Below are 26727 nucleotides of genomic sequence, written 5' to 3' on the forward strand. Positions count from 1 at the left end.
CAACGTCGGCGCGTTGGCCGAGCGTCGTCTCGCTTACGACGGCGAGTCCTCCGCCACCGATCCCACCGCCGACCGTCCGCAAGAAACGCGATTGCGTCCCGCCGCCTTCGCGAGATAAAGCTGCCGATCCGCGGCGGCCAGCAGATCGAGCGCGTTCGCGCCCTGCGCGGGCACCATCGTCGCGCAACCGACGCTCACCGTGACCGCCACGCTGCCGTCGCCGCCATGCAAGATGTCCTGCGCCTGCACGTTGCGGCGAATCTTTTCGGCCACGGCAGCGGCGCCATCGGCTGACGTGTCCGGCAGAATCACGGCAAACTCTTCGCCGCCATAGCGCGCGACCAGATCGACGGCGCGGCGCACCGTCGACGAAATGCATTCGGCCACGGCGCTGAGCGCCTCGTCGCCGCTTGCATGGCCGTACGTGTCGTTAAAGCGCTTGAAATGATCGATGTCGATGAAAAGCGCCGACAGCGGCTGACCCGTGCGCCGCGCGCGTCGCCATTCCTCGTCGAGCCGGTTGTCGAGCACGCGGCGATTGCTGAGACCGGTCAGCGGATCGGTGGCGGCGAGCCGCATCAGCGCGGCCTGCGCGCGCAGCTTGTCGCGCAGTGCAAACGCCAGCAGCCACGACACGATCACGAACACCGTGCCGAACGCGAGCGTCAGCGCGCCGGCGATCATCGCGCGGTGGCGCCACGGCGAGAGCACGTCGTCGACGGCGGGCGCGACGGCTGCGATCAGCGGCGTGCCCGGCACATGCACGAACGTGAACATGCGTTGCACACCGTCGACGGCGGAGCGCGCCACATACGAACCGTCGCGCTGCGCGGCCATGCGCAGGAAAGTCGGCGAACCGGCGATGCTCCCGCCGATGTCGCGCGGCGAGTACGGCTTGCGCGCGATCAGCGTGCCGTCGTCCATCGCGATGAACACGGAGCCGTGCTGGCCCACGCTGATCCGGTCGAGCAGACGCTGGAAATACTCGATGCGGATCGCGAGCAATGCGACGCCGGCAAAGCCGCCGTTTTCGTCATTGATACGCCGCGTCAGACCTATCGACAACTTGCCGTCGCGCAAGCGCGAGCGAAACGGACGCGACAGATAAAGTCCCACTGCCGGATTGCGCTGATGCACGAGGAAATAGTCGCGGTCGGTGAAGCGAACGGTCGGGCTGATCTCGCCGCTTTGCGACGCGATCACCTCGCCCTTCGCACCGACGACATATGCGCCGCCAAGGTAAGCGGCCGTGGTCGCGCGATCGAACAGCACCGCTCGCTGAAGGTCGGGCGGCAGATCCGCGCTCAGATGATGCTCGGCGCCGTCCACCATCGCCTGCAACGAAAGCGCGTAGATCTCGACGTTCCTTTCGAGGTCGCTGGAAATGATCGAGACGAGATTCTGCGACGTCTCGCGCGCATGGTCGAGCGCGTCGGCGCGGCCGTTGAGGAGCGTGAGCAGCGTGAGGCCCGCCATCGCGACGGCGACCAGCGTGCCGGCCAGACCCGCGAGCACCGGATGATTGCCCACGTAACGCGCGACGCCGGCTGCTCCGTGCCGCAAATTTCTGCGCCAGCGCCGTCGCTGCCAATGCGCTCGATGTGCCACCTGCGCGTTGCCTCCGTTGCAAGCGGGCCCGCATGAATCGACATCGGGCCGTTATGAGTTATTTACCTTCGGACGTTACCTTCGCGCGTCACAGTTTGCGCAGCAGCCCGGCTGCCGAACGCATCCGGCGCTTGCGCTCCTTGTGCAGCCACTGCAGCACGTCCGCTGCGTCGCCCGAGCCGGCGAACAGGCCGGCGTTGTCGCGCAGCAATACTTCGCTTGCGACAATATCGTTTAGTGTCCCGAAACGTTTTTGTACCTGCTTCAGACGCTTGAGCGTGCGCTTATGGCCGCCGCTCAGCACCGGCTCGAAGAATTCCAGCAGATAGCGGAGCTTCTTACCGGCTTTTCTTACGTCGTGAAAAGCCGCGTAGTTCGAGCGCTTTGCGTGGCGCGCGCGTTTCGCGCGCTTCATCAGCGAACGCTCGGACGCTGCGACCCGCTTGTTGGCAAACTTGCGCAGCGGCACGCGTTCATGTGCGGTATTGATGTCGGTGGATGCGCTCGTCAACGCGTCCCGCAGCAGATGTTTGACGTCCGCGTTCGTCAGCGTTTCGCGGCTCGTTGTGAGCGCATCGCCGCGCGCTTTCTCGAGCGTCGGCGCGACGCTGCCCGCGCCACTGTTTTCATGCCGGATCAGTTCGATCAGGATGTCCCAGTCGCGCGTCTTGCCGGCCGCCGTGGCCAGGTACTTGTAGAGCGCGCGTTGCCGGGTGTTTTCGCCCTTTTCGAGGAGCGGCGCGAAGGCCCACCACAACGAACGCAAGCGGCGCAGCGAAACGCGGAGTTTGTGCAGCGCTTCGGGCGATGGATCGTCGCGCACCGCATTGGCGTACGCGATCGCGTCGCTCACGAGCGGGGCCGCATACGATGCGAACGCCGCCTGCGCCGTCGGCTCGCTCGCGTTGGAACCGCTGGCCGCGGCGCCTGCGTCCGCTTTGCGGTTTTCCTTGTGACCGTCGCGCTTCATTGAAGCTCCCTGGAAAGTGCTGCGCGTTCCCAGCGTAGCAAAAAAGATTCCCGCATGCCGCTAGCACCCTGCCGCGCAGCGGCAAAACCGAGGCGCGATCCGCCAGCGTCGTCAGGTGCGAGCCCTTCTGTGCGAGCGCCGGCCGTTGTCATCGTACCGACACACGCGCCCAGCAGGATCGGTAGTTCCGCGACATTCTTCCAGGGGCACACGTCATGCCGGAGCTTTCATACCCGCAATCGAGCGGGGTCAGTGGCAAGGGGCGCAATCTTGGCCTCGTGGTTTTCCTCGCCGTCATCGTAGTCGGCATCGGCTATTGCAGCATGCAGCTCGTGGGCGACCTGCAACCCGTGCGCGAAGGTTCCATCCTGCCGTATCTGCTACTCGGCGTCGCACTGCTGATCGCGCTCGGCTTCGAATTCGTCAACGGCTTTCACGATACCGCGAACGCGGTGGCGACCGTCATCTACACGCATTCGCTCGCGCCGAATCTCGCGGTGGTGTGGTCGGGCACATGGAATTTTCTCGGCGTGCTGACTTCGAGCGGCGCGGTCGCGTTCGGCATTCTGCAACTGCTGCCGGTTGAACTGATTCTGCAAGTGGGCAGCAGCGCCGGCTTTTCGATGGTGTTCGCGCTGCTCATTGCCGCGATCATCTGGAACCTCGGCACCTGGTATTTCGGCTTGCCGTCGTCGAGCTCGCATACGCTGATCGGCTCGATCATCGGTGTCGGCCTGATGAATCAATTGATGCATGGCGCGAGCGGCGCGAGTGGCGTGGACTGGAACCAGGCGCTGGGCGTCGGCAAGTCGCTGCTGTTTTCGCCGCTCATCGGCTTTCTCGCGGCCGGCCTGCTGTTGATGATCCTCAAAGCCGTTGTGCGCGTGCCCGCGCTTTACGCCGAGCCGAAGGGCAAGGAGCCGCCGCCGTTCTGGATTCGCAGCCTGCTGATTCTGACCTGCACGGGCGTCTCGTTTGCGCACGGTTCGAACGACGGCCAGAAGGGCATGGGCCTCATCATGCTGATCCTGATCGGCACCGTGCCGACGGCGTATGCGTTGAACAAGGCCGTCACGCCCGCCGAAACGCAGACCTTCGTCGCGGTCGCCCAGCAAACGTCGGCCGCGCTCGCGCGCTACACGAACGGCGCGCCGCCGTCGGCCAATCCGCGCGCCGATGTCGAAGCCTATGTGCGTACGCATCAACTCACGCCTGCAACCGTGCCCGCGCTAAAACAACTGACGGATGTGATCGCGCAGCAGGTCGGCGCCTCGGGTTCGATGGCCGGCGTACCGCAAGGAATCGTCGATAACGTGCGCAACAACATGTATGTCGCGTCGGAAGCGATCCGCCTGATGAACAAGGCGAAGCAACCGGCGTTCGCACCGGAAGACGCGAAGGCCATCGACAACTTCAAGGCGCAAACGGATCACGCCACCAAGTTCATTCCGACGTGGGTCAAGGTCGCGGTCGCGATTGCTCTGGGCCTGGGCACGATGGTCGGATGGAAGCGGATCGTCGTGACTGTCGGCGAAAAAATCGGCAAGCAGCATTTGACGTACGGACAGGGCGCGTCCGCGGAACTGGTTGCGATGATGACGATTGGCGCGGCCGACATGTACGGTCTGCCGGTTTCGACGACTCACGTGCTGTCTTCCGGCGTGGCGGGCACGATGGCCGCGAACGGCTCGGGCTTGCAATGGGCGACGGTGCGCAGCCTCGTGCTCGCGTGGGTGCTGACGCTGCCGGTTTCGATCGCGCTCGCGGCGGGGTTGTATTGGGTGTTTCGGGCGGTGTTTTAAGGTGTTATGCAGCTTCGCTCAGACCGCAGTGGTTTAGCGCCGCTGCTGCGGTCTGAAGGCGCCGACATGATGCTGATGAGATTTGAGGCGATTAAGGCCCGCATTCGCCTCAAATCATGAGTCGATTAAAAGGCGCGCGCTTCTGAGTCGATCGCGCGCACGTAATCGACTCCCCCCTCAATAAACCTCAGGCACGATCATCGAAGCCGGCACCGGCTGGCGGCTGTACTCGTCGTGATAAACACGCGCGGGCAATTCGACACGCGGATGTTCGATCTCGTGATACGGCACCTGATTCAGCAGATGCTGGATGCAGTTCAGCCGCGCGCGCTTCTTGTCGACGGCCTGCACCACCCACCACGGCGCCTCGGGAATATGCGAGCGCTGCAGCATCACTTCCTTCGCCTGCGTATAGGCCTCCCAGCGGCGCCGGCTTTCGAGATCCATCGGACTGAGCTTCCACTGCTTCAGCGGATCGTGAATGCGGTTTTGAAAGCGGATTTCCTGCTCTTCGTCGGTGATCGAAAACCAGTACTTGACGATCTGCACGCCGCTGCGCACCAGCATCTTTTCGAACTCCGGCACAGAGCGGAAGAACTCTTCGTATTCGTCGTCGGTGCAAAAATTCATCACGCGCTCGACGCCCGCGCGGTTGTACCAGCTCCGATCGAACAGCACCATCTCGCCGCCGGCCGGCAGATGCGACACATAGCGCTGGAAATACCATTGCGTGCGCTCGCGATTGTTCGGCGCCGGCAGCGCCGCGACGCGGCACACGCGCGGATTGAGCCGCTGCGTGATGCGCTTGATCGCGCCGCCCTTGCCCGCGGCATCGCGTCCTTCGAAAATGACCACAAGGCGATGCCCCGTCTCAACGATCCAGTCCTGCAGCTTGACCAGTTCGCCCTGCAAGCGGAACAGCTCGCGGAAGTACATCTTGCGTGCTTCGCGGTTCTCCGGCGTGAAGGCTTCCGAACCGTCGAGTATGCGGTCGTCGACCTCCATCTCGAGTTCCTCGTCGTACGCGTCGATGAGGTCCTCCTCGAAACGGCGTTGCCGCTCAGTCAGCAACTCGGCTTCGGGTCTCGGGTCCTGCTCTTTCATTGCGGCTCTCCTGGCGACGGAAATGATCGGGCGCGCGGCGGCAAGCGCGACGCGGACGCGCCCGATTATCGGTGCGCCCGGTGTCAGCCGTGTTACCGTTCAGCCGTTTCATGATAGCGAGTTTTTCGCCGACGCCCGCGCGTCGCGCAACGGTTTCGCGAAGCTGAGTTCGTGGCCGTCCGGATCGCTGATATGAAAATAGCGCTCGCCCCAAGGCGCATCGGACGGCTCCAACGACGGCTCGAAGCCCGCCGCCAGCGCCTTGCGATAAACCGCGTCGACATCGGACACATAGACGATCACGCGGCCCCACCAATTCACCGGCGCACGCGGATCGGCGATCAGATTCAGATACGTGCCACCGAACTCGAACGACGTAAACGCCGCGTCTTCTCCACCGAATTTGAGCGGGAAGCCAACAGCCTGATAGAAGCGCACCGCTTGCTGCATGTCGCCGGTGGCGAGCGTAATCGCGCTGAGCGACTCGATGCGCGGCTCGGCATCGGACGATGGTGCAGGCACATCGGAAGGCGTGGCAGACGAATTCATGGTGGCTCACTCCCCGGGTAGCGGCCGCGAACGGCGCGCGAGTACCGGAAAGTGTCTCACACGGCACGGAAAAAAGACCCCGGGCTCTTTCGAGCGCGAGGTCTTCCGTTAATTGTGAGCGGCACATCTCAACCCATGCACCGCTCACACAATCCGCACAACGCTTACTGGATGATCCGCGTCACGCCACGGCCACGCGGATCGGCTGCCGGTTCGGGCGTGTTGTCGTTGATCTTGATCGCCTGAATGTCGCCGTTGAAATTCTGCGCCTTCAGCGTATAGCCCTTTGCTTCGACGGCCTTTGCAAGCTCGCCGTCGATCGGCATATACGGCTCCCAGAAAATCGTGTTAGGCGGCAGCAACTGATGATGGAAACGCATCGCGGCGACCGCTTCCGGCAGCGGCATATTGAAGTCGTAGACGTTGTTGATCACCTGGAAGATCGACGTGAAGATGCGCGAGCCGCCCGGCGTGCCGATGACAAGCGACACCTTGCCGTCTTTCGTCAGAATGGTCGGGCTCATGGACGAAAGCGGGCGCTTCTTCGGTTCGATCGAATTGGCGTCGCTGCCCACCACGCCGAACATGTTGGCGACGCCCGGCTTCGCGGAGAAGTCGTCCATCTCGTCGTTCAGCACGATACCCGTGCGATCGGCGACCACGCCCGAGCCGAAGTAACCGTTCACGGTGTACGTGTTCGACACCGCGTTACCCCACTTGTCGACCACCGAGAAATGCGTGGTTTCCGCTTTCTCCGGCATCGACGTGCCGAGTCCCGGCTGCACGCTCTTCGTGTCCGACGGCGTTTCCGTATTGACCTCGGCGGCGCGCTTCGCGATGTAGGCGTCGTCGGTCAATTGCGCGACCGGCACCTTGTAGAAGTCCGGATCGCCGAGATATTGCGCACGGTCCGCGAATACGCGCTTTTCGATTTCCGCGATCAGATGAATGTATTGCGGCGAATTGAGCGGCACCTCCTTGAAGTCGTCCGCGCGATCGGCTTTCATCTTCAGTAGTTGCACGAGGCCGATGCCGCCCGAACTCGGAGGCGGCGCGGTGTACACGCGGTAGCCCTTCCAGTCGGCCTGGATCGGCTGACGCCATACAGCCTTGTACTGCTGCAAGTCGGCCTTGGTGATGAGGCCGTGACCGCGCATGGACTCGGCGATCAGATCAGCCGTCTTGCCCGAATAGAAATCTTTCGCGCCCTGATCGGAAATCCGCTGCAATACGGCGGCGAGATCCGGTTGCTTGAAGTTGACGCCCTGCTTCATGTTGCCAAAGTAGGTGTCGAAGTTCGTCTTGCCGGCGAATTCCTTGGCCGCCGCATCGCGGCGCTCCTGCAATTGCTCGCTGACCACGAAGCCGTCGCGCGCATAGTGGATGGCCGGTGCGAGCACCTGCTTCCATTTGAGCTTGCCGAAGCGGCGCTGCGCCTGCCACATGCCATCAACGGTGCCGGGCACGCCCACCGCGCGATAACCGTACAGGCTCATGCCCTTGATGACCTCGCCCTTATCGTCGAGGTACATGTTCTTCGTTGCCGCCAGCGGCGCGCGCTCGCGATAGTCGAGAAAGTACGGCTTGCCGGCCACGTACAGCGTCATGAAACCGCCGCCGCCGATGTTGCCCGCTTCCGGATAAGTCACGGCAAGCGTGAAGGCGATGGCCACCGCGGCATCGACCGCATTGCCGCCTTCCTTGAAGATCTGTTCGGCGGCATCCGCGCTGTACTCGTCGGCGACCGCGATGGCGGACGCGGTGAGAACCGCCGGCTGCGCTTTGACGGGCGGCTTCGCGACGGCCGGCGTGGCCTCGAGAAAGCCGAAGGAAACAGACAACACAGTGGCCAGTGCGAACACGCTGGCCGACGATCTGGCGTTGCGGAACAACCTCATTGTTAATCCCCCAAGACGACTGTTTCACCTGACGATAACGACAGTTCCCTTGGGCTTATAACATGCGAAGCGCCTCTTTGCGAAGCCGCGCAAATCCGTAAGGCACCTGCTGCGGCACACAAAGAGGCGTACGGCTTCGATCAAACAGCAGCCGCGGGCGTGAGAACCTGCGAGGCCACTTCATCCACTGCGGCGCGAGCGAGCTTGACGATTTCGTCGACCTCGTCGCGCGAAGTCACGAGCGGCGGCGCGAAACCGAGAATGTCGCCATGCGGCATCGCGCGCGCAATCAGCCCGCGTTGCAACGCAGCAGCCGACACGCGCGGGCCGACCTTCAGCGCCGGATCGAACGGACGGCGCGCGTCCTTGTCGGCCATGAATTCGAGCGCGGCCAGCATGCCCACGCCACGCACTTCGCCGACGAGCGGATGCGAATCGAACGCGGCATGCAATTGCTCGAGCAGATACGCGCCGGTTTGCGCCGCGTTTTGCGTAAGATTCTCGCGCTCGAGAATATCGAGGTTCGCCAGCGCCGCTGCCGCGCAGATCGGATGTCCCGAGTAGGTCCAGCCGTGCCCCATCGGACCGAATTCCTGCGAAGCCTTGTCGATCACATCCCACACGCCTTCGCTCACAATCACGCCGGAGAGCGGCGCATACGCGCTCGTCAAACCCTTCGCGACGGTGATGAGGTCGGGCGTCATGCCGTAGTGCTGCGCGCCCATCTTCGAGCCGAGACGGCCGAAGCCGCACACCACTTCGTCGGAGATCAGCAGAATGTCGTGCTTCTTCAGCACCTCTTGGATCGCGGGCCAATAGCCGGCAGGCGGCGGCAGAATGCCGCCCGTTCCCATGACCGGTTCGCCGATGAACGCAGCGATCGTGTCGGCGCCTTCGCGCGCGATCAGTTGCTCCAGTTCCTCGACGCAATATGCGACGAACTGCGTTTCGTTCATGCCGGCCGGCGCATTGCGATACCAGTGCGGACACGTGGTGTGCTTGACGCGCTCGATCGGCAGGTCGAAGTATTGATGAAAACTCGGCAGACCCGTGAGGCTGCCCGTCACGATGCCCGAGCCGTGATAGCCGCGCTGCCGCGAGATGATCTTCTTCTTGTTCGGCCGGCCCTTCACGTTGTTGTAGTACCAGACGAGCTTGATCTGCGTTTCGTTCGCGTCCGAGCCCGACATGCCGTAGTACACCTTCTTCATGCCCTGCGGTGCCCAATCGATGATGCGCGACGACAGTTCGATGATCGTATCGGTCGAGTGGCCGACATACGTGTGATAGTAGGCAAGCTTCTTCGCCTGCTCGTAAATGGCCTCGGCAACTTCGGTGCGTCCATAGCCGATGTTCACGCAATAGAGACCCGCGAAGGCGTCGATAAAAGACTTGCCTTGATGGTCTTCAATGCGGATGCCTTTTGCGCCCGTCACAATGCGGCCCGGCAGCGCGCCGCTCGCATGGTCGTGAGCATGCGTCGACGGGTGCATGAAATGCGCGCGGTCGGCGCTGAAGAGTTGATCGAGTTGTTCGGGCTGAGTCATCAAATGCTCCTTCGTTGAATGCGTGAATGAGTTAGGCGGCCGCGGCGCTGCGAGCGGGCAGGCTTTGCGTCACCGGCAAGCCGAGTTGGCCGAGGCAGAAATAGCGTGTTTCCACAAAAGGTTCGAAGCCTTCGGCGCCGCCTTCGCGGCCGAGTCCCGACGACTTGATGCCGCCAAACGGAATCGGCGCACCCGTGAACTTCGCGCCGTTCACCGAGACCATCGCGAAGTCCAGGCGCCGAATCAGTTGAAAGACCGTGTTCAGATCGCGCGCGCAGACATAAGCGGCGAGACCGTACTCGGTGTCGTTCGCGCGCTCGATTACTTCGTCCAGCGAATCAAATGGCGTGAGTGCGGAAATCGGCGCGAAGTTTTCTTCGTCGTAGATGCGCATGCCAGGCGCGGCGTCGGCCACCACGGTCGGCTCGAAGAACCAGCCGCCGCGTTCGTGCGCCGATCCGCCAACCGTGATGCGCGCGCCCTTGGCTTGCGCATCGGCGACGCGCTGCACGGTCGTGTCGAATGCGGCTTGATGCATCAGCGGGCCGACGTCCACATCGGCTTCGAATGCCGAGCCCACTTTCAATGTGCGAACGGCGTCGCTGTATCGCGTGACGAACGTCTCGTACAACGGACGCGCAACGAAAATGCGATTGGCCGCGCAGCAATCCTGGCCCGACGTCTGGAATTTCGCGGCGATGGCGACGCGCACGGCCTGTTCGAGGTCGGCGTCTTCGGTGACGATGAACGGCGCGTTGCCACCCAGTTCCAGCGCCGTCTTCTTGATGCCCGCGTTTGCGACGGCCTGCATCACGAGCCCGCCGACGCGAGTCGAACCGGTGAAGCTCACCGAGCGCACGCGTGAATCCCCAACGAGCGTTTGCATCGCCATCTGCGGCTCGCCGAGCACCACGTTGAATACGCCCGCTGGAAAACCGGCTTCTTCGGCGAGTTGAGCGAGCGCGAGCGCGGAGAACGGCGTTTCGTGCGCGGGCTTCACGACGACCGTACAACCGGCCGCGAGCGCGGCGGCCGCCTTGCGCGTGATCATCGCGCAAGGGAAATTCCACGGCGTGATCAACGCGGCAACGCCCACCGGTTCGATCACGGTGCCGAGTTGCGCGCCGTCGATATGCGTGGGAATGGTGCGCCCATTCAGACGCCGCACTTCATGCGCGAACCATTCGACGAAGCTCGCGCCATACGCAATCTCGCCGCGTGCTTCGGCGAACGGCTTGCCCTGTTCGAGCGAGAGAATCGCCGCAAGGTCGTGCTGATGGCGCAGGATCAGTTCGTGCCAGCGCAGCAGCAGCGCCGAGCGCTTCGCGACCGGCAGCCAGCGCCACGCGGAAAAGGCGCGCTGTGCGGCGTCGACGGCTTCCGTGATCTGCGCCGCGTCGAGCATCGGCACATGCCCGAGCACTTCCTGATCCGCGGGATTGCGCACGGCGACACTTGCCGCGCTTGCGCTATGCACCCAGCGCCCGTCGACGTAACACAGCGATTTGAACAGAACCGGATGACCCAGCAACATGACGACCTCCTGTGTGCGATGTATGTCTGTCACTGTACGTTGAGCGGCCTCGCGGTTTTTTCGGTTCGCGTGCGCCGAAGCCGGCGTTTTTTCCGTAATGCGCGGCGGCGCGTGGTGTTTTTTCGGCAGCGTCGCCGCGTGCTTCAACTGTCGTCGCCGGACGATTCGTCGGCCCAGTCGGGCACACCTTCGGGCATGCTTTTCACGACCTGCGTGACGATGTACGTGAAGTACTTTTCGATACCCAGTTCAGCCGTGAGCAAGGAATCGATAAACCGCTGATAGTGGTCGATGTCGCGCGCCATCACGTGCATCACATAGTCGACGCCGCCGCCCGTCGCATGGCATTGCACGACTTCGGGCGACGCGCCAATGCGTTCCTCGAAACGCCGCATGTCCTGCGCGGTATGCCGCGCGAGCGTGACCTCAACCACCACGCGCGCGCCCTTGAACGCGCGCAGCCAGTCGACGTCCGCGCGGTAACCGCGAATCACGCCGCTGTCCTCGAGGCGCTTGACGCGCTCCCATGCCGGCGAAATCGACAGATTGATTTCCTCCGCGAGACGCGACTTCGTGATGCGTCCGTCGCGCGCAAGAATCCGCAGGATCGCGAGGTCGTAACGGTCGAGTTTCATCGCGCTCAGACGCTCACCGGTATGCCGCGTTCGACGACATCGGCGACCACCGCAACCGTATCGCCGATCCGCACGAGCCCCGGAAAATGCCGCGCCGCGAGCAGACCGCCGCGGCGCGCGCGATATTCGACCGGCGCAACGCCCGTGCGTGACGCATCGTAGATTCGCGCGATCACCTCGCCGCTTTCCACCATCTCGCCGAGGTCCTTGCACAATTCGAGAAGGCCATCGTGTTCGCTCGTGGTGAAGCAGGTGCCGTCGGGCATATCGAGCAATGTGGTGGTGCGTGCCGCTTGCTCGCCCGGTTCCTGAACGAGAATGCCCGCGTGCTGCAAAAATCCTCGCACGCCGCGCACTGCGATCGCGACGCTTTTTGCGCTGGCCGTGCCGCCGCCGCCGAGTTCCGTCGATACGAAAACCTTGCCCGCTTCCTCGGCCGCGGTATCGAAGAGTCCAACGCTGTCCAGTTCCAGCATACGCATCGAATAAGGAGCGCCGAATGCGCGCATCGCCGCTTCGCAGCGCGCCTGCTGCCGCTCGTCGGATAGCAGATGGATCGCGGCAAACGGCACGAAATCCAGCGTGCGGCCGCCGGCGTGCAGATCGAGCACATAGTCAGCGAGCGGCAGCAAATGGCGCTGAAAGTAATCGGCGATCTTTTCGGTGACGGTGCCGTCCGGCTTGCCAGGAAAACTGCGATTCAGATTGCCGCGATCGATCGGCGACGTGCGGCTGCCCGCGCGAAACGCCGGGTAGTTCATGAACGGCACGATAATCACGCGGCCTTTCACGTCCGCGGCTCTGAGCGTCGAAGCGAGTTGTGAAAGCGCGATCGGCCCTTCGTATTCGTCGCCGTGATTGCCGCCTGTGAGCAACGCGGTCGGCCCTTCGCCGTTGCGAATCACGGTGACGGGAATCATCACGGCGCCCCACGCGGACGCATCGTGCGAATGCGGCAGTTTTAGAAAGCCATGCTGTTCGCCGTCGACATTGAAGTCGACGGTCGGCTGAATAGGCGAGGCGCGCATATGCACTACTCCTTCACGAACAGCTTGCGCGGCGTATTGCAGAACGTCTCGACACCGTTCTCCGTGATCAGGATGCTTTCGGTAATTTCGAGTCCCCAATCGTCGAGCCATAGGCCCGGCATGAAGTGAAACGTCATGCCCGGTTCGAGCACGGTCTTGTCGCCTGGACGCAGGCTCATGGTGCGCTCGCCCCAATCGGGCGGATAGCTCGCGCCGATCGGATAGCCGCAGCGGCTGTTCTTTTCGATGCCGTATTTATGCAGCATCGCGAAGAATGCATTGGCGATGTCCTCGCAGGTGTTGCCCGGTTTCGCCGCGGCGAGCCCGGCCTCGATGCCTTCCACGACCGCGCGTTCGCCGTCGATGAAATGCTTGGGCGGCTTGCCGAGAAACACCGTGCGCGACTGCGGACAGTGATAGCGCTTGAAGCAGCCGGCGATTTCGAAGAACGTGCCCGCGCCTTTCGCGAACGGCGTGTCGTCCCACGTGAGATGCGGAGCGGCGGCGTCCGCGCCGGTCGGCAGCAATGGCACGATGGCCGGATAGTCGCCGCCGTAACCGTCCACGCCGCGAATGCCCGTCGAATAGATCTCGGCCACCAGATCGTTCTTGCGCATGCCCGGCTCGATTCGCTCGACAATGCGCTCATGCATCGCCTCGACAATACGCGCCGCCACGCGCATATATTCGATTTCACGCGGCGACTTCACCGCGCGTTGCCAGTTCACGAGGCTCGTTGCGTCATGCCATTTCGCGTTGGGCAGATGCTGGACGAGCGAGCGGTAAGCCGCTGCGCTGAAATAGTAGTTATCCATTTCGACGCCGATTCTCAGCGCGCCCCAGCCGCGCGCTTCAATCACATCGCGCGCGAGGTAGTCCATCGGGTGACGCACGGCGGACTGCACATAATGATCTGGATAACCAACTATATGGTCGTGCTGCATGAACACCGTGCGCTTCGCGCCGTTTGCGTCCTGACCGCGGCCGAACCATACCGGCTCGCCGTCGAGCGCAAGCAGCACGCATTGGTGCACGTAGAACGACCAGCCGTCGTAGCCGGTCAGCCACGCCATATTGGTCGGGTCCGACACGATCAGCAGTTCGATCCCGGCGGCCTGCATCGCCTTGCGGGTCTTGCCGATACGTGCGTCGTATTCCGCTCGTTCGAACGGCAGGCGTACAGCCAACGCCTGATCGCTCACATTGCGTTCCAGTTGAGTTGTCTCGGACATCGTCCCCTCTTAGCGCTCTACATCGTTACGAAAAACGGTTCCTGCGTTCGCGGCTCGCGCGCGCTGCAATGCGAGCGCGGCAATCGCCGTGTCCTGTGCGCCGGTGCCAGTCAGATCGCAGATCGTCACGTCCGTATCGCTCGTCCGGCCCACGGCCTTGCCCGCGATCACTTCGCCCAGCTCGGCAATCGAGGCGTCGGCCTTGATCGCGCGCGCATTCAGCGCATGATGCAATTCGCCCAGTACGCAGGTTTGCTGCACGCGATCGCAGATGTAGCGCGCCGCCGCCAATGCCGCCGGCGCGATCTCATTCTTGTGCTCGGCGTCCGAGCCCATTGCTGTGATATGCAAACCGGCGTGCAGATGCGCGGCTTCGATCAGCGGTGTGCGGCTCGGCGTCGTCGTGATCGCGACGTCCGCTTCGGCCAGCGCATGAGCGACATCGCGTGCGGCTTCGCAGCGCACGCCGAGCGTTGCGTTCATCTCTTCGGCAAACCGCTCTGCGTTGGACCGATTGCGAGCCCACACGCGAACGTGTTCGACGCGGCGCACCAGCATCAGCGCCTGCAATTGCAGACGCGCCTGTTCGCCCGCGCCGAGCACCGCAACTTGCGGCGTGTGCTGCTTCGCGAGCCAGCGCGCCGCGACCGCGCCGGCGGCTGCGGTACGCACCGCCGTCAGATAGCCGTTATCGAGCAGCACCGCTTCGGTCAGGCCGGTCTTTGCGGACAGCACCAGCATCAAACCGTTCAGGCTCGGCAAACCGAGCGTCGGGTTATTAAAGAAGCCCGGACTCACCTTGATCGCGAAGCTGTCGAAGCGCGGCAGATAAGCGGTCTTGACATCGACCTCGCCGTTTTGCGCGGGCAGATCGAGACGCAAGATCGGCGGCATCGCGACATCTTCCGTGGCCAGCGCGAGGAAGGCGGCTTCGACCTGATCGATTGCCGCGAGATCGAGCGGCACGAGTTCGCGAAGCTGCGCTTCGCCGAGCAATGTGATGGACGTCATGAGCTTTGATGAGAATGGGATTGCGCGGGCATCGCACTGACGATGCGGCGATGCAGATCGATGTCGATATTCGCGCCGGTCACGATGATGACCAGCGGGCCGCGTTCAGCACGCGTGTCGTGCAGCGAGCCGTCGAGCAGCGCGGCGAAGCCCACTGCGGCCGCGCCTTCCACGACGAGACGTTCATGCTGATAGGCATGCACGATGCCGCGCGCAATCGAGTCCTCATCGAGCAACAACGTGTTGTCGATGAGATCGCGCGTGAGCCGGTACGTATAGCGGTTTTCGAGGCCGATGCCGCCGCCGAGCGAATCGGCCAGCGTATCCAGCTCTTCGACAAGCACGGGGCGTCCCGCTGCGAGACTCGCATGCATGGCTGCGCCGCGCGCCATCGTCACGCCCGTCATGCGAATCGCGCGATTCGCGCTTCGGGCCGCGAACGCAACGCCCGCAAACAGACCGCCGCCGGACAACGGCACGACGATATGCGCGACGTCCGGCAACGCTTCGACGATCTCGAGCCCGATGGTCGCCTGCCCCGCGATCACGTTGAGATCGTCGAACGGGGGCACATAAGCAAAGCCTTCTTCGCGCACGAGCCGCAGCGCTTCATGTTCCGCATCGTCCTGGCTCTTGCCGACAATGCGCACTTGCGCGCCGAGCGCGCGCACGGCCTCTACTTTGTTGCCGGGCACGAGCGCCGACATGCAGACCGTCGCCTCGATACCGAGCGCACGCGCCGCATGTGCCACCGCACGCCCATGATTTCCCGTCGATGCAGTGACGACCTTGCGACAGCCCTGCTCGACAAGTTGAGCGAGCGCGTTGGTCGCGCCGCGCAGCTTGAAGCTGCCGGTGGGCTGCACCGTTTCGAGCTTGAGGAACACCGGCGCACCGGCAATGGCCGACAGGCTCGGCGATTCCATAAGCGGCGTGCGCAACACGCGCCCCTCGATACGGCGACGCGCGCGATAGACATCGGCCAGCGACAGAACAGCGGACATGAACTCGGCCCTGCACGAAAGGGTTAATTCGATGCCTGCGCTGCTTCACGACGACTAACGCGTCATGCCGGCTGCGGCCGCATCGTTTGAATGCAGCCCAGTCTAATGTTCTAAAAAACGATTTCTATTGTCCTAGTTCATTTCGCGCACACTGCGCGAGCCATGCAGCGTTTATGTGAAATCGTGCACCTGAGGATACTGCTCGAACACCTCGCGCATCGTGTCGAGCGCCGCCTTGTAGGTATCGTCGCTCACTTCCGCGCCGACACACACGCGCACTGCGTTCGGCCGGTCCGCGCCGCGCACGAGAAACGGATCGGCGGAAGTCACCGCGATGTCGCGATTGCGCAGTTCCCGCACGAGCCGCTCGGCCTGCCAGTGCTCGGGCACGCGCAGCCACGCGGACAGCGCTTGCGGATGCGCGCCAAGCACATAGCCGCCGAGCGTTTGCTGAAGCAGCGCCTGGCGTCGTCCGAGCCGTTCGCGCTGAACCTGCACGAGGCGCTCCGCTGTGCCGTCGACGATCCAGCGCGTCGCGACCTCGGCCATCGGCGACGTGGCCATCCAGCTACTCACGCGCAACACGCTTTCCGCGCGTAGCGCGAGTCGCCGCGGCGTGGTCAGATAGCCGATGCGCAAGCCCGTCAGCACCGACTTCGTCATGCTCGTGCAGTAGAACGACAACTCGGGGATGAGGCTCGCAATCGGCGTCGCGGCCTTGGCGGGCAACGGTCCGTAGACGTCGTCCTCGATCACGTACACGCCGTAGCGCTCCGCAATCCGTGCGATCGCCCGGCGGCGCGAGTCGGGCATCATCGCGACAGTGGGATTGTTCAGCGTGGGCGTGCAGACGAGCGCACTGATCCGCTCGCTGTCGCACATCTCTTCGAAATGCTCGGGATGGATGCCGTATTCGTCGATTTCGAGTCCCTTCAGCGTGAAGCCGAGCACGTTGGCCGAGCCGATCACGCCGTGATCCGTGAGGCTTTCGCACAGCACGGTATCGCCGGGACCGACGAGCGAGGCGAGCGCGAGAAAGATGCCGTGCGCCGCGCCGTTCGTCACGAGCAACGTATCCGCCGAAGCCGGCATGCCCAACGACGCGAGCCACGCCACGCCCGCCTGCCGATGATGCTCGAAGCCGGCAATCGGCCGGAATGCGCGAATCCACGGCTGGTCGTCGAGCGTGGACAGCGTCGCGCAGACCTTGCGCCACATCGCATCGTGCTCGGGCGTATGAATGATGCGCGCAATCGAAAAGTCGACCACCGAGCGCTCGGCCGTGTCGAGCATGTAGTTCGACATGGTTTCCGTGACGCGCGCCGCAACGAAACTGCCGCGCCCGACCTCGCAGCGAATCAGCCCTTGCCGCTCGAGCTCCTTATAGGCGTTGGTCACCGTCTGCACGCTGATCGCGAGTTCCGCGGCGACATCGCGTTGCGGCGGCAGCCGCGCGCCCGCAGGCAGCGACGCGCTTTCGATATCGCCCGCAATCGCCTTCACCAGCCGTTTGTACTTCGACTCCACGCCGTGCACCGCACGCACCGCATCACGCCACTGCCCAATCACTTGCATCCTCCGTCATTCGATGTCGCGGCTCGTGCGACGCGTTACTGCGCCTGTCCTGTCGTCGTATACCCTTGCCCGACAGCCGCGTATAAGCCCGCCGCGCCGCCTATTCCCGCTTCCCATACTGCCGCGAAACAGGCCCAGAAAATTATTGTCCTAGAGCAATCGGATTAAAAAATTGGCTTTGTATGCTGCATTCAAGGTTGCGGCGGAAGGCCGGGCAAGACGCCTAATTCATCACCTCATTCACCACATCATTCACCACTGCTATCAACGGAATCGATATGAAAGCGAAGCGCACTTCAGGATTGCTGGGAGCCCTCTGCGTCGCCGCGGCGACCCTGAGCATGGCGGCGCAACATGCGTCGGCTGAAACGACGTTGCAGCGCATCCAGCGCACCGGCGAAGTGCGTATCGGCTACGCGAACGAAGCGCCGTTCGCGTACACGACGCCGGACGGCAAGGTGACCGGCGAGTCTCCGGAAATCGCCCGCAAGATTTTTGCGCGGATGGGCGTGAAGAAAGTGGACGGCGTGCTGACCGAATGGGGCTCGCTGATTCCTGGCCTGCGCGCGGGCCGCTTCGACGTGATCGCGGCCGGCATGTACATCACGCCGGAGCGCTGCAAGCAGGTCGCGTTCGCGAATCCGCAGTATCAGATCCAGGACACGCTGCTCGTGCCCAAAGGCAATCCGAAGAATCTTCATAGCTACGCGGATATCGGCAAGCAGCCCGACATCAAGCTCGCGGTGATGGCGGGCGCGGTGGAACTCGCCAATTCGCGCGATGCCGGCGTGAAAGACGCCCAGCTCATGCAGGTGCCGGACACGACCGCGCAATTGCAGGCCGTGCGCGCGCGCCGCGCCGACGCCGCGGCCGGCACCGCGTTGACCATGAAGGGCCTCGCCGCGAAAGCCTCCGACCAGGTGGAAGCGGTTGCCAATTTCAAGGGCGACCCGAAGCACACCGGCTACGGCGCGCTCGCATTCCGCCCCGAAGACACGGACCTGCGCGATGCGGTCAACAAGCAATTGCACGATTGGCTCGGCACGCCCGATCATCTGCAAACTGTCGGCGCATTCGGTTTCGACAAAACCAATCTGACGACGCGCACCGCCGCCGACATCTGCGGCAAGTGAGCGAGTCTCGGGCGTGCCGGCCAACGCCGGCCCTGAATTCAAAAGCGTGTGCACGCGCACATGCCGTCATGCAAGCGAGGACCCGCCATGCGTGAACTGTTTCCCCTGCTGCTTCAAGGCACACTCGTGACGGTCGAGATCGCCGCGCTGGCCACGGTGCTCGCGATCGCGATGGCGTTTATCGCGACCGCAGCCAAGCTCGCGCCGTGGACGCCGCTGCGCTGGCTCGGCAATGCGTACGTCGAGATATTCCGCGGCACCTCGTTGCTCGTGCAACTGTTCTGGTTTTTCTTCGTGCTGCCGCTGCCGCCGTTTCGCATCGAAATGACGCCGTTTACGGTGGCTATCGTCGGACTCGGTTTGCATTACGGCGCGTACGGTTCCGAGATTTTGCGTGGCGCGTTGCGTTCGGTGCCCGGCGGACAATTCGAGGCCGCGCTCGCGCTCAACATGTCGCCACTCACCAGAATGCGCCGCATCATATTGCCGCAAGCGATGATCAATGCGCTGCCGCCCGCGACCAATCTGATGATCGAGTTGCTCAAGGGCACCTCGCTCGTGTCGCTGATTACGCTCTCCGATCTGACGTTTCGCGCACGGCAACTCGACGAAGCGACCTTCAAGACCGCGGAGATTTTCATGCTCACGCTCGTCATCTACTTCGTGCTCGCGCAGATTCTGGTTGCGTTGATGCGGCATTTCGAGCGCCGCGTGAGCCACGGCATTCTCCAGAGGGCCGCCCGATGAACAGCTTCTTCGACCTGCATTACGCGGAGCAGATTCTGCCGGCGCTGTTGCGCGCGTCGATGTACACGATCTTCATCACGTTGATCGGCTTTGCGATCGCGCTCGTGCTTGGCCTCGTGCTGGCCGTGCTGCGGCGCAGTCCGGTCAAGGCCGTGTCGCGCACAGTCGGCTTTATCGTCGAATTCATTCGCAGCACGCCGCTGCTGATTCAGGTCTACGTACTGTTTTATGTGCTGCCCGTGTATGGCATCACGATGTCCGCATTGACGGCGGGCACTGTGGGTATCGCGCTGCATTACGCGTGCTACACGTCGGAGGTGTATCGCGCGGGACTGAACGGCGTGGCGCGCGGCCAGTGGGAAGCGGCTTGCGCGTTGTCGTTGTCGCCGTGGCGCACGTATAGCGGCGTGATTCTGCCGCAGGCGATTCGCCCGGTGATTCCCGCGCTCGGCAATTACCTGGTGGCGATGTTCAAGGACACGCCGGTGCTGTCGGCGATTACCGTCGTCGAATTGATGCAGCAGGCGAAGAACATTGGCTCAGAAACGTTTCGCTATCTCGAGCCGATTACGCTGGCCGGCATCTTCTTTCTGTTAATCAGCATCACGTTCGCGCAACTCGTGCGGCGGCTCGAGTACGGTCTGAGGTTGCCATGACCGTGAGAACCGACGTCGACACCCCGACCCCGCCGCATTCGGCCTTATCCGTGGAGAACCCGATGAAACGAGACGATCCCGCTTCCGTACTCGACCCGCAGGCCGGCGCACCGGGCGAGGCGCCCATGGTGCGCTTCGCCGGCGTCACGAAGCGCTATGGCGCGCTGACGGTGCTCGACGAACTCGACCTGGATATTGGCCGCAACGAGAAAGTCGCGATCATCGGTCCGAGCGGTTCGGGCAAGTCGACGTTGCTGCGCGTGCTGATGACACTCGACCCGCTCACGGGCGGCATGATCGAAGTAGACGGCGAGCCGCTCACGCATATGCGCAAGAACGGCGAGCTGGTGCCCGCATCGCTGAAACATTTGCGGCGCGTGCGCAGCAAGATCGGCATGGTGTTTCAGAGCTTCAACCTGTTTCCTCACATGACGGCGCTCGCCAATACGATCGAAGCGCCGATGCAGGTACTCGGCCTGTCGCGCAAGGAAGCGACCGAGCGCGCACGCGATCTGCTGTCGCTCGTCGGCCTCGAGGACAAGTGCAATCACTATCCGTCGCAGTTGTCGGGCGGTCAGCAACAGCGCGTCGCGATTGCGCGGGCGCTGGCGATGCGGCCCAAGGTGATGCTGTTCGACGAAGTGACGTCGGCGCTCGATCCCGAGTTGTGCGGCGAGGTGCTGAACGTGATTCGCCGTCTCGGCAGCGAGCACAATCTGACCATGCTGATGGTCACGCATCAGATGGGCTTCGCGCGCGAATTCGCGGACCGTGTGTGCTTTTTCTCGCAAGGCAAGATCATCGAGCAAGGTCCGCCGCAGCAGTTCTTCAGCGCCCCGCAGCATGAGCGCACGCAGCAGTTCCTGCGCGCGGTGAAGGAAGCGGTGTAGCGTCAGCGCGGCGCTTATCGCGCCGCTTCATGCGGTCACGCGGTGCCGCGGCGGCCGCGTGCGATTTCATCGCCGGCGTCGTGCGGCAGGCGTGCGGTGACCGGAATCGACAGGAACGAGAACAGGCCAACCACCACGAACGCCGGCCAGAAGTCCGAGAACACGATGCTCGAATGGCCCTGCACGTTGTGCGAAATCTGCAGCACGATGCCCGCGATGGTCACGCCGAGCCCGAGCGAAATCTGCTGGATCACGCTGGCGACACTCGTCGCGCGGCCGACGTCGCGGCTCGGAATGTCGGCATACGCCAACGTGTTCAGCGAAGTGAACTGAAGCGACGGAAAGAAACCGCCGAACAGCACGACACACCAGATCAACCAGTGCGGTGTGCCGGGAAAGAACAGGCCGTAGACTGCAATCGCCACGCCCGCACAGCCCGCGTTGAACATCAGTACCGTGCGAAAGCCGAAGCGTCCGAGTATGCGTGAGGCCGCCGCCTTCATGAAGATCGAGCCGAACGCGGAAGCGCAGGTGATCGAACCCGACACGAATGCGGTCATGCCGAGACCTTCCTGCAACGCGAGCGGCAACAGAAACGGCACCGCGCCGAGGCCAATGCGAAACAGCGATCCGCCCGCCACGCTCGCGTGAAAACTGGGAATGCGCAACAGGCGCAGATCGAGCACCGGCGCTTCCACGCGATTCGCGTACAACACATAAATCACGAGCAGCACGACGCCGACGCCGCACATGCCGAACGACACCGGATTCGACACGAGTTCGCCGCCCACCAGCGAAAGCCCGAGCATGAAGAGCGACGCGCCGCTCGCGGACAGCAGAAAGCCGGTCCAGTCGAGCGGGCCCGGATGCGCCTCGCGCACATTGGCGATGTGCTTGTTCGCCAGCCAGATGCCGAACAGGCCGATCGGAATATTGACGAAGAAGATCAGGCGCCAATGCAGATACGTCGTGATAAATCCGCCGAGCGGCGGACCGACCACCGGCCCGAGCAACGCGGGCACCGTCAGATAATTGACCGCGCGTATGAAGTCCGACTTCGGCACCGAACGGAAAATGATGATGCGGCCGACCGGGACCATCATCGCGCCGCCAATGCCTTGCACGAAGCGCGCGACCACGAACATGCCGAGCGACGTGGACGCCGCGCACATCAGCGAGCCGGCCATGAAAATGCCGATTGCCGTGCGAAACACGGTGCGCGAGCCGAAGCGGTCCGCGACCCAGCCGCAAATCGGAATGAAGACGCCGAGGCCGATCACATACGCGGTGACGGCGAGCTTTAGCGTGATGGGGTCCTGACCGAGATCGCGGGCCAGCACGGGCAGCGACGTCACGATAACCGTGCCGTCCACGTTTTCCATGAACATCGCGCACGCGACGATCAGCGGGACGATGAAAGCGCCTAAAGCGAAGGGCATTGGCAGGGCGACGGGTGACAAGGCCGTCGGCGTAAAGCGTCGATTATGGCATTGCATCGGCGACGTATGTTGTTGCCGATGGTGCTCGTATAGACCTTGAACGACAAAGAGCCGGCATCGAGCCGGCTCTTTGTCGTGTGCGTCAAACGCGCTTAGCGAGGAGTCAGTGAGGACTCAGCGTGAAGCGCTGACGAGCGGCTGCAACTGCGGCAGGATCTCAGTCGTGGCGCGCGCCACGTCGTTCGGGAAGTCGATCTCGATCCACGGCGCGCCGGTCACGTCGGCCGTATCGAACACCTGGCTGCGCTCGAGCAGCAGGTCGCGCACGGCTTCCTCGTGCGGCAGGTTGGCCCGGCCGCTGTCGACATAACCCGCGACGATTTCCGCAAAGCGCCGCGCGGTTTCTTCGCGGAAACGGAAGAAGCCCACCGACTCGCCAATCGTGTCGTACTCAAGATTCACGGCAAGCTGCTTGCGCAACTCGACCGGCACGCCGTCTTTCAGACACAGTTTGACGGGCTCGTCGCCGGCTTCAAAGTCGCGGTCGATCAACAGACGGTTGACCGTTTCGCCCGCGACCAGCGCGGCCAGGATGCGCTCGTCGTAGAGCACGTCGGCGTCCATCAGCAGGACGTCGCCGCCGCGCGTGAGCGCCTCGGCCACCGTGTGCACCGTCAGCACGCTGCCGAGGTCATAGCGCGTGTTCAGCACGGTTTCGACCGCGTGCGGCCAGTTGATGCGCGCCAGTTCCGCCTGCACCGACTCGGGCTGAAAGCCGAGCGCCAGCACGACTTCGGTCACGCCGGCGGTTTCGAGCATCTGCAGATGCCGCTCGAGCAGGCTCAAGCCGTCGAACTGCAACAGGCATTTCGGGAACTGGGCTTCCGGCGGTTGCTGGAGACGCAGGCCGAGGCCCGCAGCGAGAATGATGGCACGCATGCGCGGTCCTTTGAAAAGATACGGAGTTTAATCGACAGCGGGAACGCGCCCAAGGGCACGCCGCCTTTGCCAGCTTCTTTCGCTGAAGTGCAAAACCAGCAGACCCGGCAAGCCTAGCAGGATTTCGCGCGCGCGCTTGGTCAGCGAGAGCGCGAGCGCCGCGTCGGGCGGCAAGCCGACCAGCGGCGCGAGCAGCAGATAACCGCCTTCCTGCACGCCGAGCGAGCCCGGAATCATGAAAGCCGCGCCGCGAATCGCCTGGCCCAGGCTTTCGAGCAGCAGCGCGTCGACCCAGTCGACGGGATGGCCGAGAAAGCGCAGCGCGAGCCACACTTCCACCGTGCCGACGATCCAGCCGGCGAGGCTGAGCGCGAAGCTCGCCGCGACCCGGCCGCGCTCGCGGTACATGGCCTGCACGGCGGCGTCGACGGCTTCGGCGCGGTTCATCAGCCCGGACCAGTCGCGCTTGCCGAACACTTTCGACAATACGCCGAGCAGCCGGCCGAACAGCCCGCGCCGCTGCGCATAGTAAAAACCGACGATCATGCCGCCGAGCACCGCCGTTGCGATCCACGTCGCGGTTTGCAGGTCGTGCAGCGCGCCGTGCGCGGCATAGGCGCCGAACGTCAGCAGCCCGAACAGCGCGAAGATGATTTGCGCGAGCGCCTGGGCCGTCGTGCTAACCGTGATGGCCGCGGCCGCGTCGCGCATGCGCATGCCGCGCTGCGACAGTTGCCGCACCATCACCACAGGCCCGCCGATCTGGCCGGCCGGCAGCAGGCTGTTCACGGATTCGCCGATCCAGCGGGCGAACAGCGCGTCGCGCACTGCAAGATGCTGCTGCGGGTGAGGCGCCCGCTCGCGGCCGCGCGGCAACAGGACGGAGATCGCGACCGCGTCGAGTGCGAGCGGCACGACGTGAAACGCCGCGACGAGCGCGAGCCCCCAGCCGGCCGCGAGCAGCGTCGAGGCGACCGAGCCGAAACCCTGCCATGCGAGCAGGCCGACAAACAGCGCCGTCCCGATCGACAGCAGAATCAGGGCCGCGCGAGTCATGCGCGGTCCTTGCGAGTACCGCGGGTATTCGCCTGAGTCATTTGACGAAACACCTGGCGGAAGCCGAAATAAGCAATCGCGTCTTTCATGTTGGAAATCAAACGGCGCCACGGACGCATGTTCGGGTCCGTGACGTATTCAAACGTGAGCGATACGCGCATTTCGTTCGGGCCGGCCGGCGTGATGCGATGGCGCAGCTTGTCGCCGTCGAAAAACACCAGGCCGCCCGGCGGAATTTGCACTGAGCCGGGTTGGTCCGGCACATCGGGATTGCGCGTATGCAATTCATAGTCGAGCCGGCACGACGATTCGTCGATCACGCCGAGCAGCAACGTGTAGCGGCGGCCGTCGTAGTACGAAGTGTCGTAGTGCCAGCCGATGTGATCGCCAGGCCGCGTGTAGTAATACAGCGCGTAGGCGTGCGGATCGTCGGCCGGCGACACTTGCAGCTTGTCGCCGCTCAGTTGTTCGAGCCAGCCGATCAGCTCTTTCGAGCGATACAGCTCGGCGATGAACGGCGCGAGGCGGTCGATCGTATGACGGCTCACGCTGCCGCCCTGCTTGTGGCCCGGCAGATAGTTGCGGTTGACTTCGTCGAGCAGCGCACGCGCGCTGTGTACGAGCTGCGCGGTGACTTCGGGCGCGAGGAAGTCCTCCATGTAGAGGAACGCGCCCTGATCGGCGAAGTCCTTGCGCAGCCGCGGAGTGTCGAATGCGCGCGTGCGGCTCGCGACGGCACGGTCGGCGTCCGGCGCTGCCGGGGCTGCGGGAACTGCCGGGGCTATGTCCAGCGCAGCCGCGGCGTGTTGTTCGGGAATCGATGCGCTCACGTCGTCTTCGGCGTGTGTACTCATTTGCCTGCCCACGCCTGAGTCGTTTCGGTGGCAGCCGCAGCCGCCGCGGACGGCTGCGCCGTGCGGCGCACCACGCGCCAGTAGTCGATCATGACCCACACCGCGAAGAGCGGCGCGCCGATCGACGCGGCGACGACGAACGGCATCGTCACACTCGTCAACGTGACGATGGGCAGCAGATACAGTACGTCTTCGGTCTCGAAGCCGCCGACGGCCGCCTGCTTCGTGCCCGCCTTGCCCGCCATTTCCTCGATACGCATGCGCAGAAAGAAAATCAGCGCGACCGCGACGCCCGCGACGGCGCCAAGCCAGCCGGCATCCACGGTGAAGCCGCCGAGATTCGACGCGCCTGCGCCGATACCCATGCCCATGAACAGCATGACGGTGACGAGCGCGTCCGAAGCCAGGTCGTAAAAATGACCGATCCGGCTCGTCTTGCCGCTGATGCGCGCAAGCTCGCCGTCGGTGTGATCGACAAAGTTTGAGAGCACGATCAGCACCGCGCCCGCATTGGCCCATGCGAAGCCGCCGCGCGCGAGGCACAGCGCGCCTGCGACGCCGATCAACAGACGCAGCGTAGTCAGATGATTGGGCGAAACACGCGTGTTCACGAGCGGAGTCACGAGCCGGCGGGCCAGCCGCGCGTCCCAGGTCTTGGGCGGCGGCACATTAATTGGAGTGTGCGGTGTTGAATTCATAACCCGGAAATATATACGGGATCGCGAAAGATTGCTTTCTTCGCGTCAGTTTCTTTGCGGTTTATCGGGCTCGCTAATCGTTTGCTAACCGTTTGCCGGTAATTTGCTAATGCTTTGCCGACGACTTGCGATGATTTGTCACCTACAGCGAATGAAGCAGGATTTGCCGAACCGCGATAAAGTGCGAGTCCTGCTGGGCCGGCCTCGCGCGATCGCACCAATGCGCAACGTCTTCGCGAGCTGCCTGCTCTGAGTTTATCGCCGCGCCGCGCGTTGTAGACACGCTACATCGACACTATATCGACACTACATCGCGCCAGATCGACTATGCCGCCGTCCGTGCCATGAAACGCTTTTTTTCTTCTTCCGTATCGCGTGCCTTATGCCGTGCCGTCCTCGCTATCGCGGCCGGCGCGCTGCCGCTCGCCGTGTATGCCGCCGCGCTCGACGCGCCGCTCGCCTGCAATGAAACCGGCCATCAGTTCATCGCCGATCTGGCCGGGCAGCAACTGATCGATCCGAAACCGACGCGGGTCGAAAGCAATTCGATCAACGCATTCTCTCCCGCGCAAGGCGCAGACCTCAGCGCATTCGGATTTCACGTTTTCGCGGTGGTCGGCTACGAAAAGGACGACCCGATGTTCCGCGTGGGAGACGGCGAGCCGGTCGCGCGCTCGGCCTATGGCGTGGTCGTGTTCGGGAGCGAATCGAAGGTGAAGAACGCGGTGACGTCGGCCGGCGGGACGGCGATCGTGCACCGCGTGGCGCCGCTCATCACGGCGATCTTCTGCAAGCGGAGCTGAGGCGGCGCATGGGCG

24 protein-coding genes are annotated in these 26727 nt (G+C 63.5%); 6 read left to right on the top strand and 18 right to left on the bottom strand.

The window, feature by feature from the left end:
- Positions 1–33: 33 nt before the first annotated feature.
- Entirely contained in the window at positions 34–1608 is a 1575-nt protein-coding gene (locus CUJ91_RS28285; protein WP_114157702.1) for a GGDEF domain-containing protein, read from the bottom strand.
- An 88-nt stretch (positions 1609–1696) separates the two neighbouring features.
- Positions 1697–2578 carry a CHAD domain-containing protein gene (locus CUJ91_RS28290; RefSeq protein WP_107706909.1) on the bottom strand — a complete coding sequence of 294 codons (882 nt, stop codon included), beginning with the start codon at positions 2576–2578 and terminating at the stop codon, positions 1697–1699.
- A gap of 215 nt (positions 2579–2793) precedes the next feature.
- Between CUJ91_RS28290 and CUJ91_RS28295 the strand changes: the two genes are divergently transcribed.
- Positions 2794–4380, top strand: a complete 1587-nt coding sequence (locus CUJ91_RS28295; protein ID WP_107706910.1) for an inorganic phosphate transporter — start codon at positions 2794–2796, stop codon at positions 4378–4380.
- Between the two features lie 177 nt (positions 4381–4557).
- Here CUJ91_RS28295 and ppk2 read toward each other — a convergent pair whose 3' ends face one another.
- The 11 genes from ppk2 to ehuR all read right to left on the bottom strand — a co-directional run bounded on the left by ppk2 (position 4558) and on the right by ehuR (position 17497).
- On the bottom strand, positions 4558–5484 hold the full coding sequence (gene ppk2, locus CUJ91_RS28300; protein WP_006049611.1) for a polyphosphate kinase 2: 927 nt from the start codon (positions 5482–5484) through the stop codon (positions 4558–4560).
- A gap of 108 nt (positions 5485–5592) precedes the next feature.
- Entirely contained in the window at positions 5593–6033 is a 441-nt protein-coding gene (locus CUJ91_RS28305) for a VOC family protein (RefSeq protein ID WP_107706911.1), read from the bottom strand.
- Between the two features lie 164 nt (positions 6034–6197).
- Entirely contained in the window at positions 6198–7931 is a 1734-nt protein-coding gene (gene ggt / locus CUJ91_RS28310) for a gamma-glutamyltransferase (protein ID WP_107706912.1), read from the bottom strand.
- Positions 7932–8071: 140 nt separating this feature from the next.
- Positions 8072–9478: an aspartate aminotransferase family protein gene (locus CUJ91_RS28315; protein WP_029966814.1), complete on the bottom strand. Its 1407-nt coding sequence runs from the start codon at positions 9476–9478 to the stop codon at positions 8072–8074.
- 31 nt (positions 9479–9509) lie between these two features.
- Positions 9510–11012 (bottom strand): NAD-dependent succinate-semialdehyde dehydrogenase, encoded by a 1503-nt coding sequence (locus CUJ91_RS28320; RefSeq protein WP_107707132.1) that lies wholly within the window; start codon positions 11010–11012, stop codon positions 9510–9512.
- A gap of 143 nt (positions 11013–11155) precedes the next feature.
- Positions 11156–11647: an Lrp/AsnC family transcriptional regulator gene (locus CUJ91_RS28325; protein ID WP_114157703.1), complete on the bottom strand. Its 492-nt coding sequence runs from the start codon at positions 11645–11647 to the stop codon at positions 11156–11158.
- A gap of 5 nt (positions 11648–11652) precedes the next feature.
- Positions 11653–12675, bottom strand: a complete 1023-nt coding sequence (doeB, locus tag CUJ91_RS28330; RefSeq protein WP_107706913.1) for a N(2)-acetyl-L-2,4-diaminobutanoate deacetylase DoeB — start codon at positions 12673–12675, stop codon at positions 11653–11655.
- 5 nt (positions 12676–12680) lie between these two features.
- Positions 12681–13907 (bottom strand): ectoine hydrolase DoeA, encoded by a 1227-nt coding sequence (gene doeA / locus CUJ91_RS28335; protein ID WP_029966822.1) that lies wholly within the window; start codon positions 13905–13907, stop codon positions 12681–12683.
- Between the two features lie 9 nt (positions 13908–13916).
- Positions 13917–14918, bottom strand: coding sequence for a cyclodeaminase (locus tag CUJ91_RS28340; protein ID WP_107706914.1), 1002 nt, complete (start codon positions 14916–14918; stop codon positions 13917–13919).
- On the bottom strand, positions 14915–15922 hold the full coding sequence (gene eutB, locus CUJ91_RS28345; protein ID WP_029966826.1) for a hydroxyectoine utilization dehydratase EutB: 1008 nt from the start codon (positions 15920–15922) through the stop codon (positions 14915–14917). The genes CUJ91_RS28340 and eutB overlap by 4 nt, the downstream gene beginning before the upstream one ends.
- A 171-nt stretch (positions 15923–16093) precedes the next feature.
- Positions 16094–17497, bottom strand: coding sequence for a MocR-like ectoine utilization transcription factor EhuR (gene ehuR / locus CUJ91_RS28350; protein WP_029966828.1), 1404 nt, complete (start codon positions 17495–17497; stop codon positions 16094–16096).
- A gap of 278 nt (positions 17498–17775) precedes the next feature.
- On the opposite strand from ehuR, the gene ehuB reads away from it, so the two are divergent.
- From ehuB to ehuA, 4 genes are all read left to right on the top strand, one after another.
- Positions 17776–18630 (top strand): ectoine/hydroxyectoine ABC transporter substrate-binding protein EhuB, encoded by an 855-nt coding sequence (gene ehuB / locus CUJ91_RS28355; RefSeq protein WP_006049622.1) that lies wholly within the window; start codon positions 17776–17778, stop codon positions 18628–18630.
- Between the two features lie 87 nt (positions 18631–18717).
- On the top strand, positions 18718–19377 hold the full coding sequence (gene ehuC, locus CUJ91_RS28360; protein ID WP_029966830.1) for an ectoine/hydroxyectoine ABC transporter permease subunit EhuC: 660 nt from the start codon (positions 18718–18720) through the stop codon (positions 19375–19377).
- Positions 19374–20033 carry an ectoine/hydroxyectoine ABC transporter permease subunit EhuD gene (gene ehuD / locus CUJ91_RS28365; protein WP_006049624.1) on the top strand — a complete coding sequence of 220 codons (660 nt, stop codon included), beginning with the start codon at positions 19374–19376 and terminating at the stop codon, positions 20031–20033. Before ehuC ends, ehuD begins: the two co-directional genes overlap by 4 nt.
- Positions 20034–20095: 62 nt before the next feature.
- Complete coding sequence (ehuA, locus tag CUJ91_RS28370) at positions 20096–20923, top strand: ectoine/hydroxyectoine ABC transporter ATP-binding protein EhuA (protein ID WP_053859969.1); 828 nt, start codon at positions 20096–20098, stop codon at positions 20921–20923.
- 35 nt (positions 20924–20958) lie between these two features.
- On the opposite strand, the gene CUJ91_RS28375 is transcribed toward ehuA, so the two are convergent.
- The 5 genes from CUJ91_RS28375 to CUJ91_RS28395 form a co-directional block, all read right to left on the bottom strand.
- On the bottom strand, positions 20959–22362 hold the full coding sequence (locus CUJ91_RS28375) for an MFS transporter (RefSeq protein WP_029966834.1): 1404 nt from the start codon (positions 22360–22362) through the stop codon (positions 20959–20961).
- 174 nt (positions 22363–22536) lie between these two features.
- Positions 22537–23301 (bottom strand): phosphocholine cytidylyltransferase family protein, encoded by a 765-nt coding sequence (locus CUJ91_RS28380; RefSeq protein WP_029966836.1) that lies wholly within the window; start codon positions 23299–23301, stop codon positions 22537–22539.
- Positions 23302–23328: 27 nt separating this feature from the next.
- Positions 23329–24357, bottom strand: coding sequence for a lysylphosphatidylglycerol synthase domain-containing protein (locus CUJ91_RS28385; protein ID WP_006049629.1), 1029 nt, complete (start codon positions 24355–24357; stop codon positions 23329–23331).
- Positions 24354–25211 (bottom strand): HalD/BesD family halogenase, encoded by an 858-nt coding sequence (locus CUJ91_RS28390; RefSeq protein ID WP_029966840.1) that lies wholly within the window; start codon positions 25209–25211, stop codon positions 24354–24356. Before CUJ91_RS28390 ends, CUJ91_RS28385 begins: the two co-directional genes overlap by 4 nt.
- Positions 25208–25909, bottom strand: coding sequence for a CDP-alcohol phosphatidyltransferase family protein (locus CUJ91_RS28395; protein WP_029966842.1), 702 nt, complete (start codon positions 25907–25909; stop codon positions 25208–25210). Before CUJ91_RS28395 ends, CUJ91_RS28390 begins: the two co-directional genes overlap by 4 nt.
- Before the next feature lie 344 nt (positions 25910–26253).
- Between CUJ91_RS28395 and CUJ91_RS28400 the strand changes: the two genes are divergently transcribed.
- On the top strand, positions 26254–26712 hold the full coding sequence (locus CUJ91_RS28400) for a hypothetical protein (RefSeq protein WP_107706916.1): 459 nt from the start codon (positions 26254–26256) through the stop codon (positions 26710–26712).
- Positions 26713–26727 lie beyond the last annotated feature (15 nt).

The sequence above is a fragment of the Paraburkholderia graminis genome, assembly GCF_003330785.1.
GTDB classification, from domain to species: Bacteria; Pseudomonadota; Gammaproteobacteria; order Burkholderiales; family Burkholderiaceae; genus Paraburkholderia; species Paraburkholderia graminis.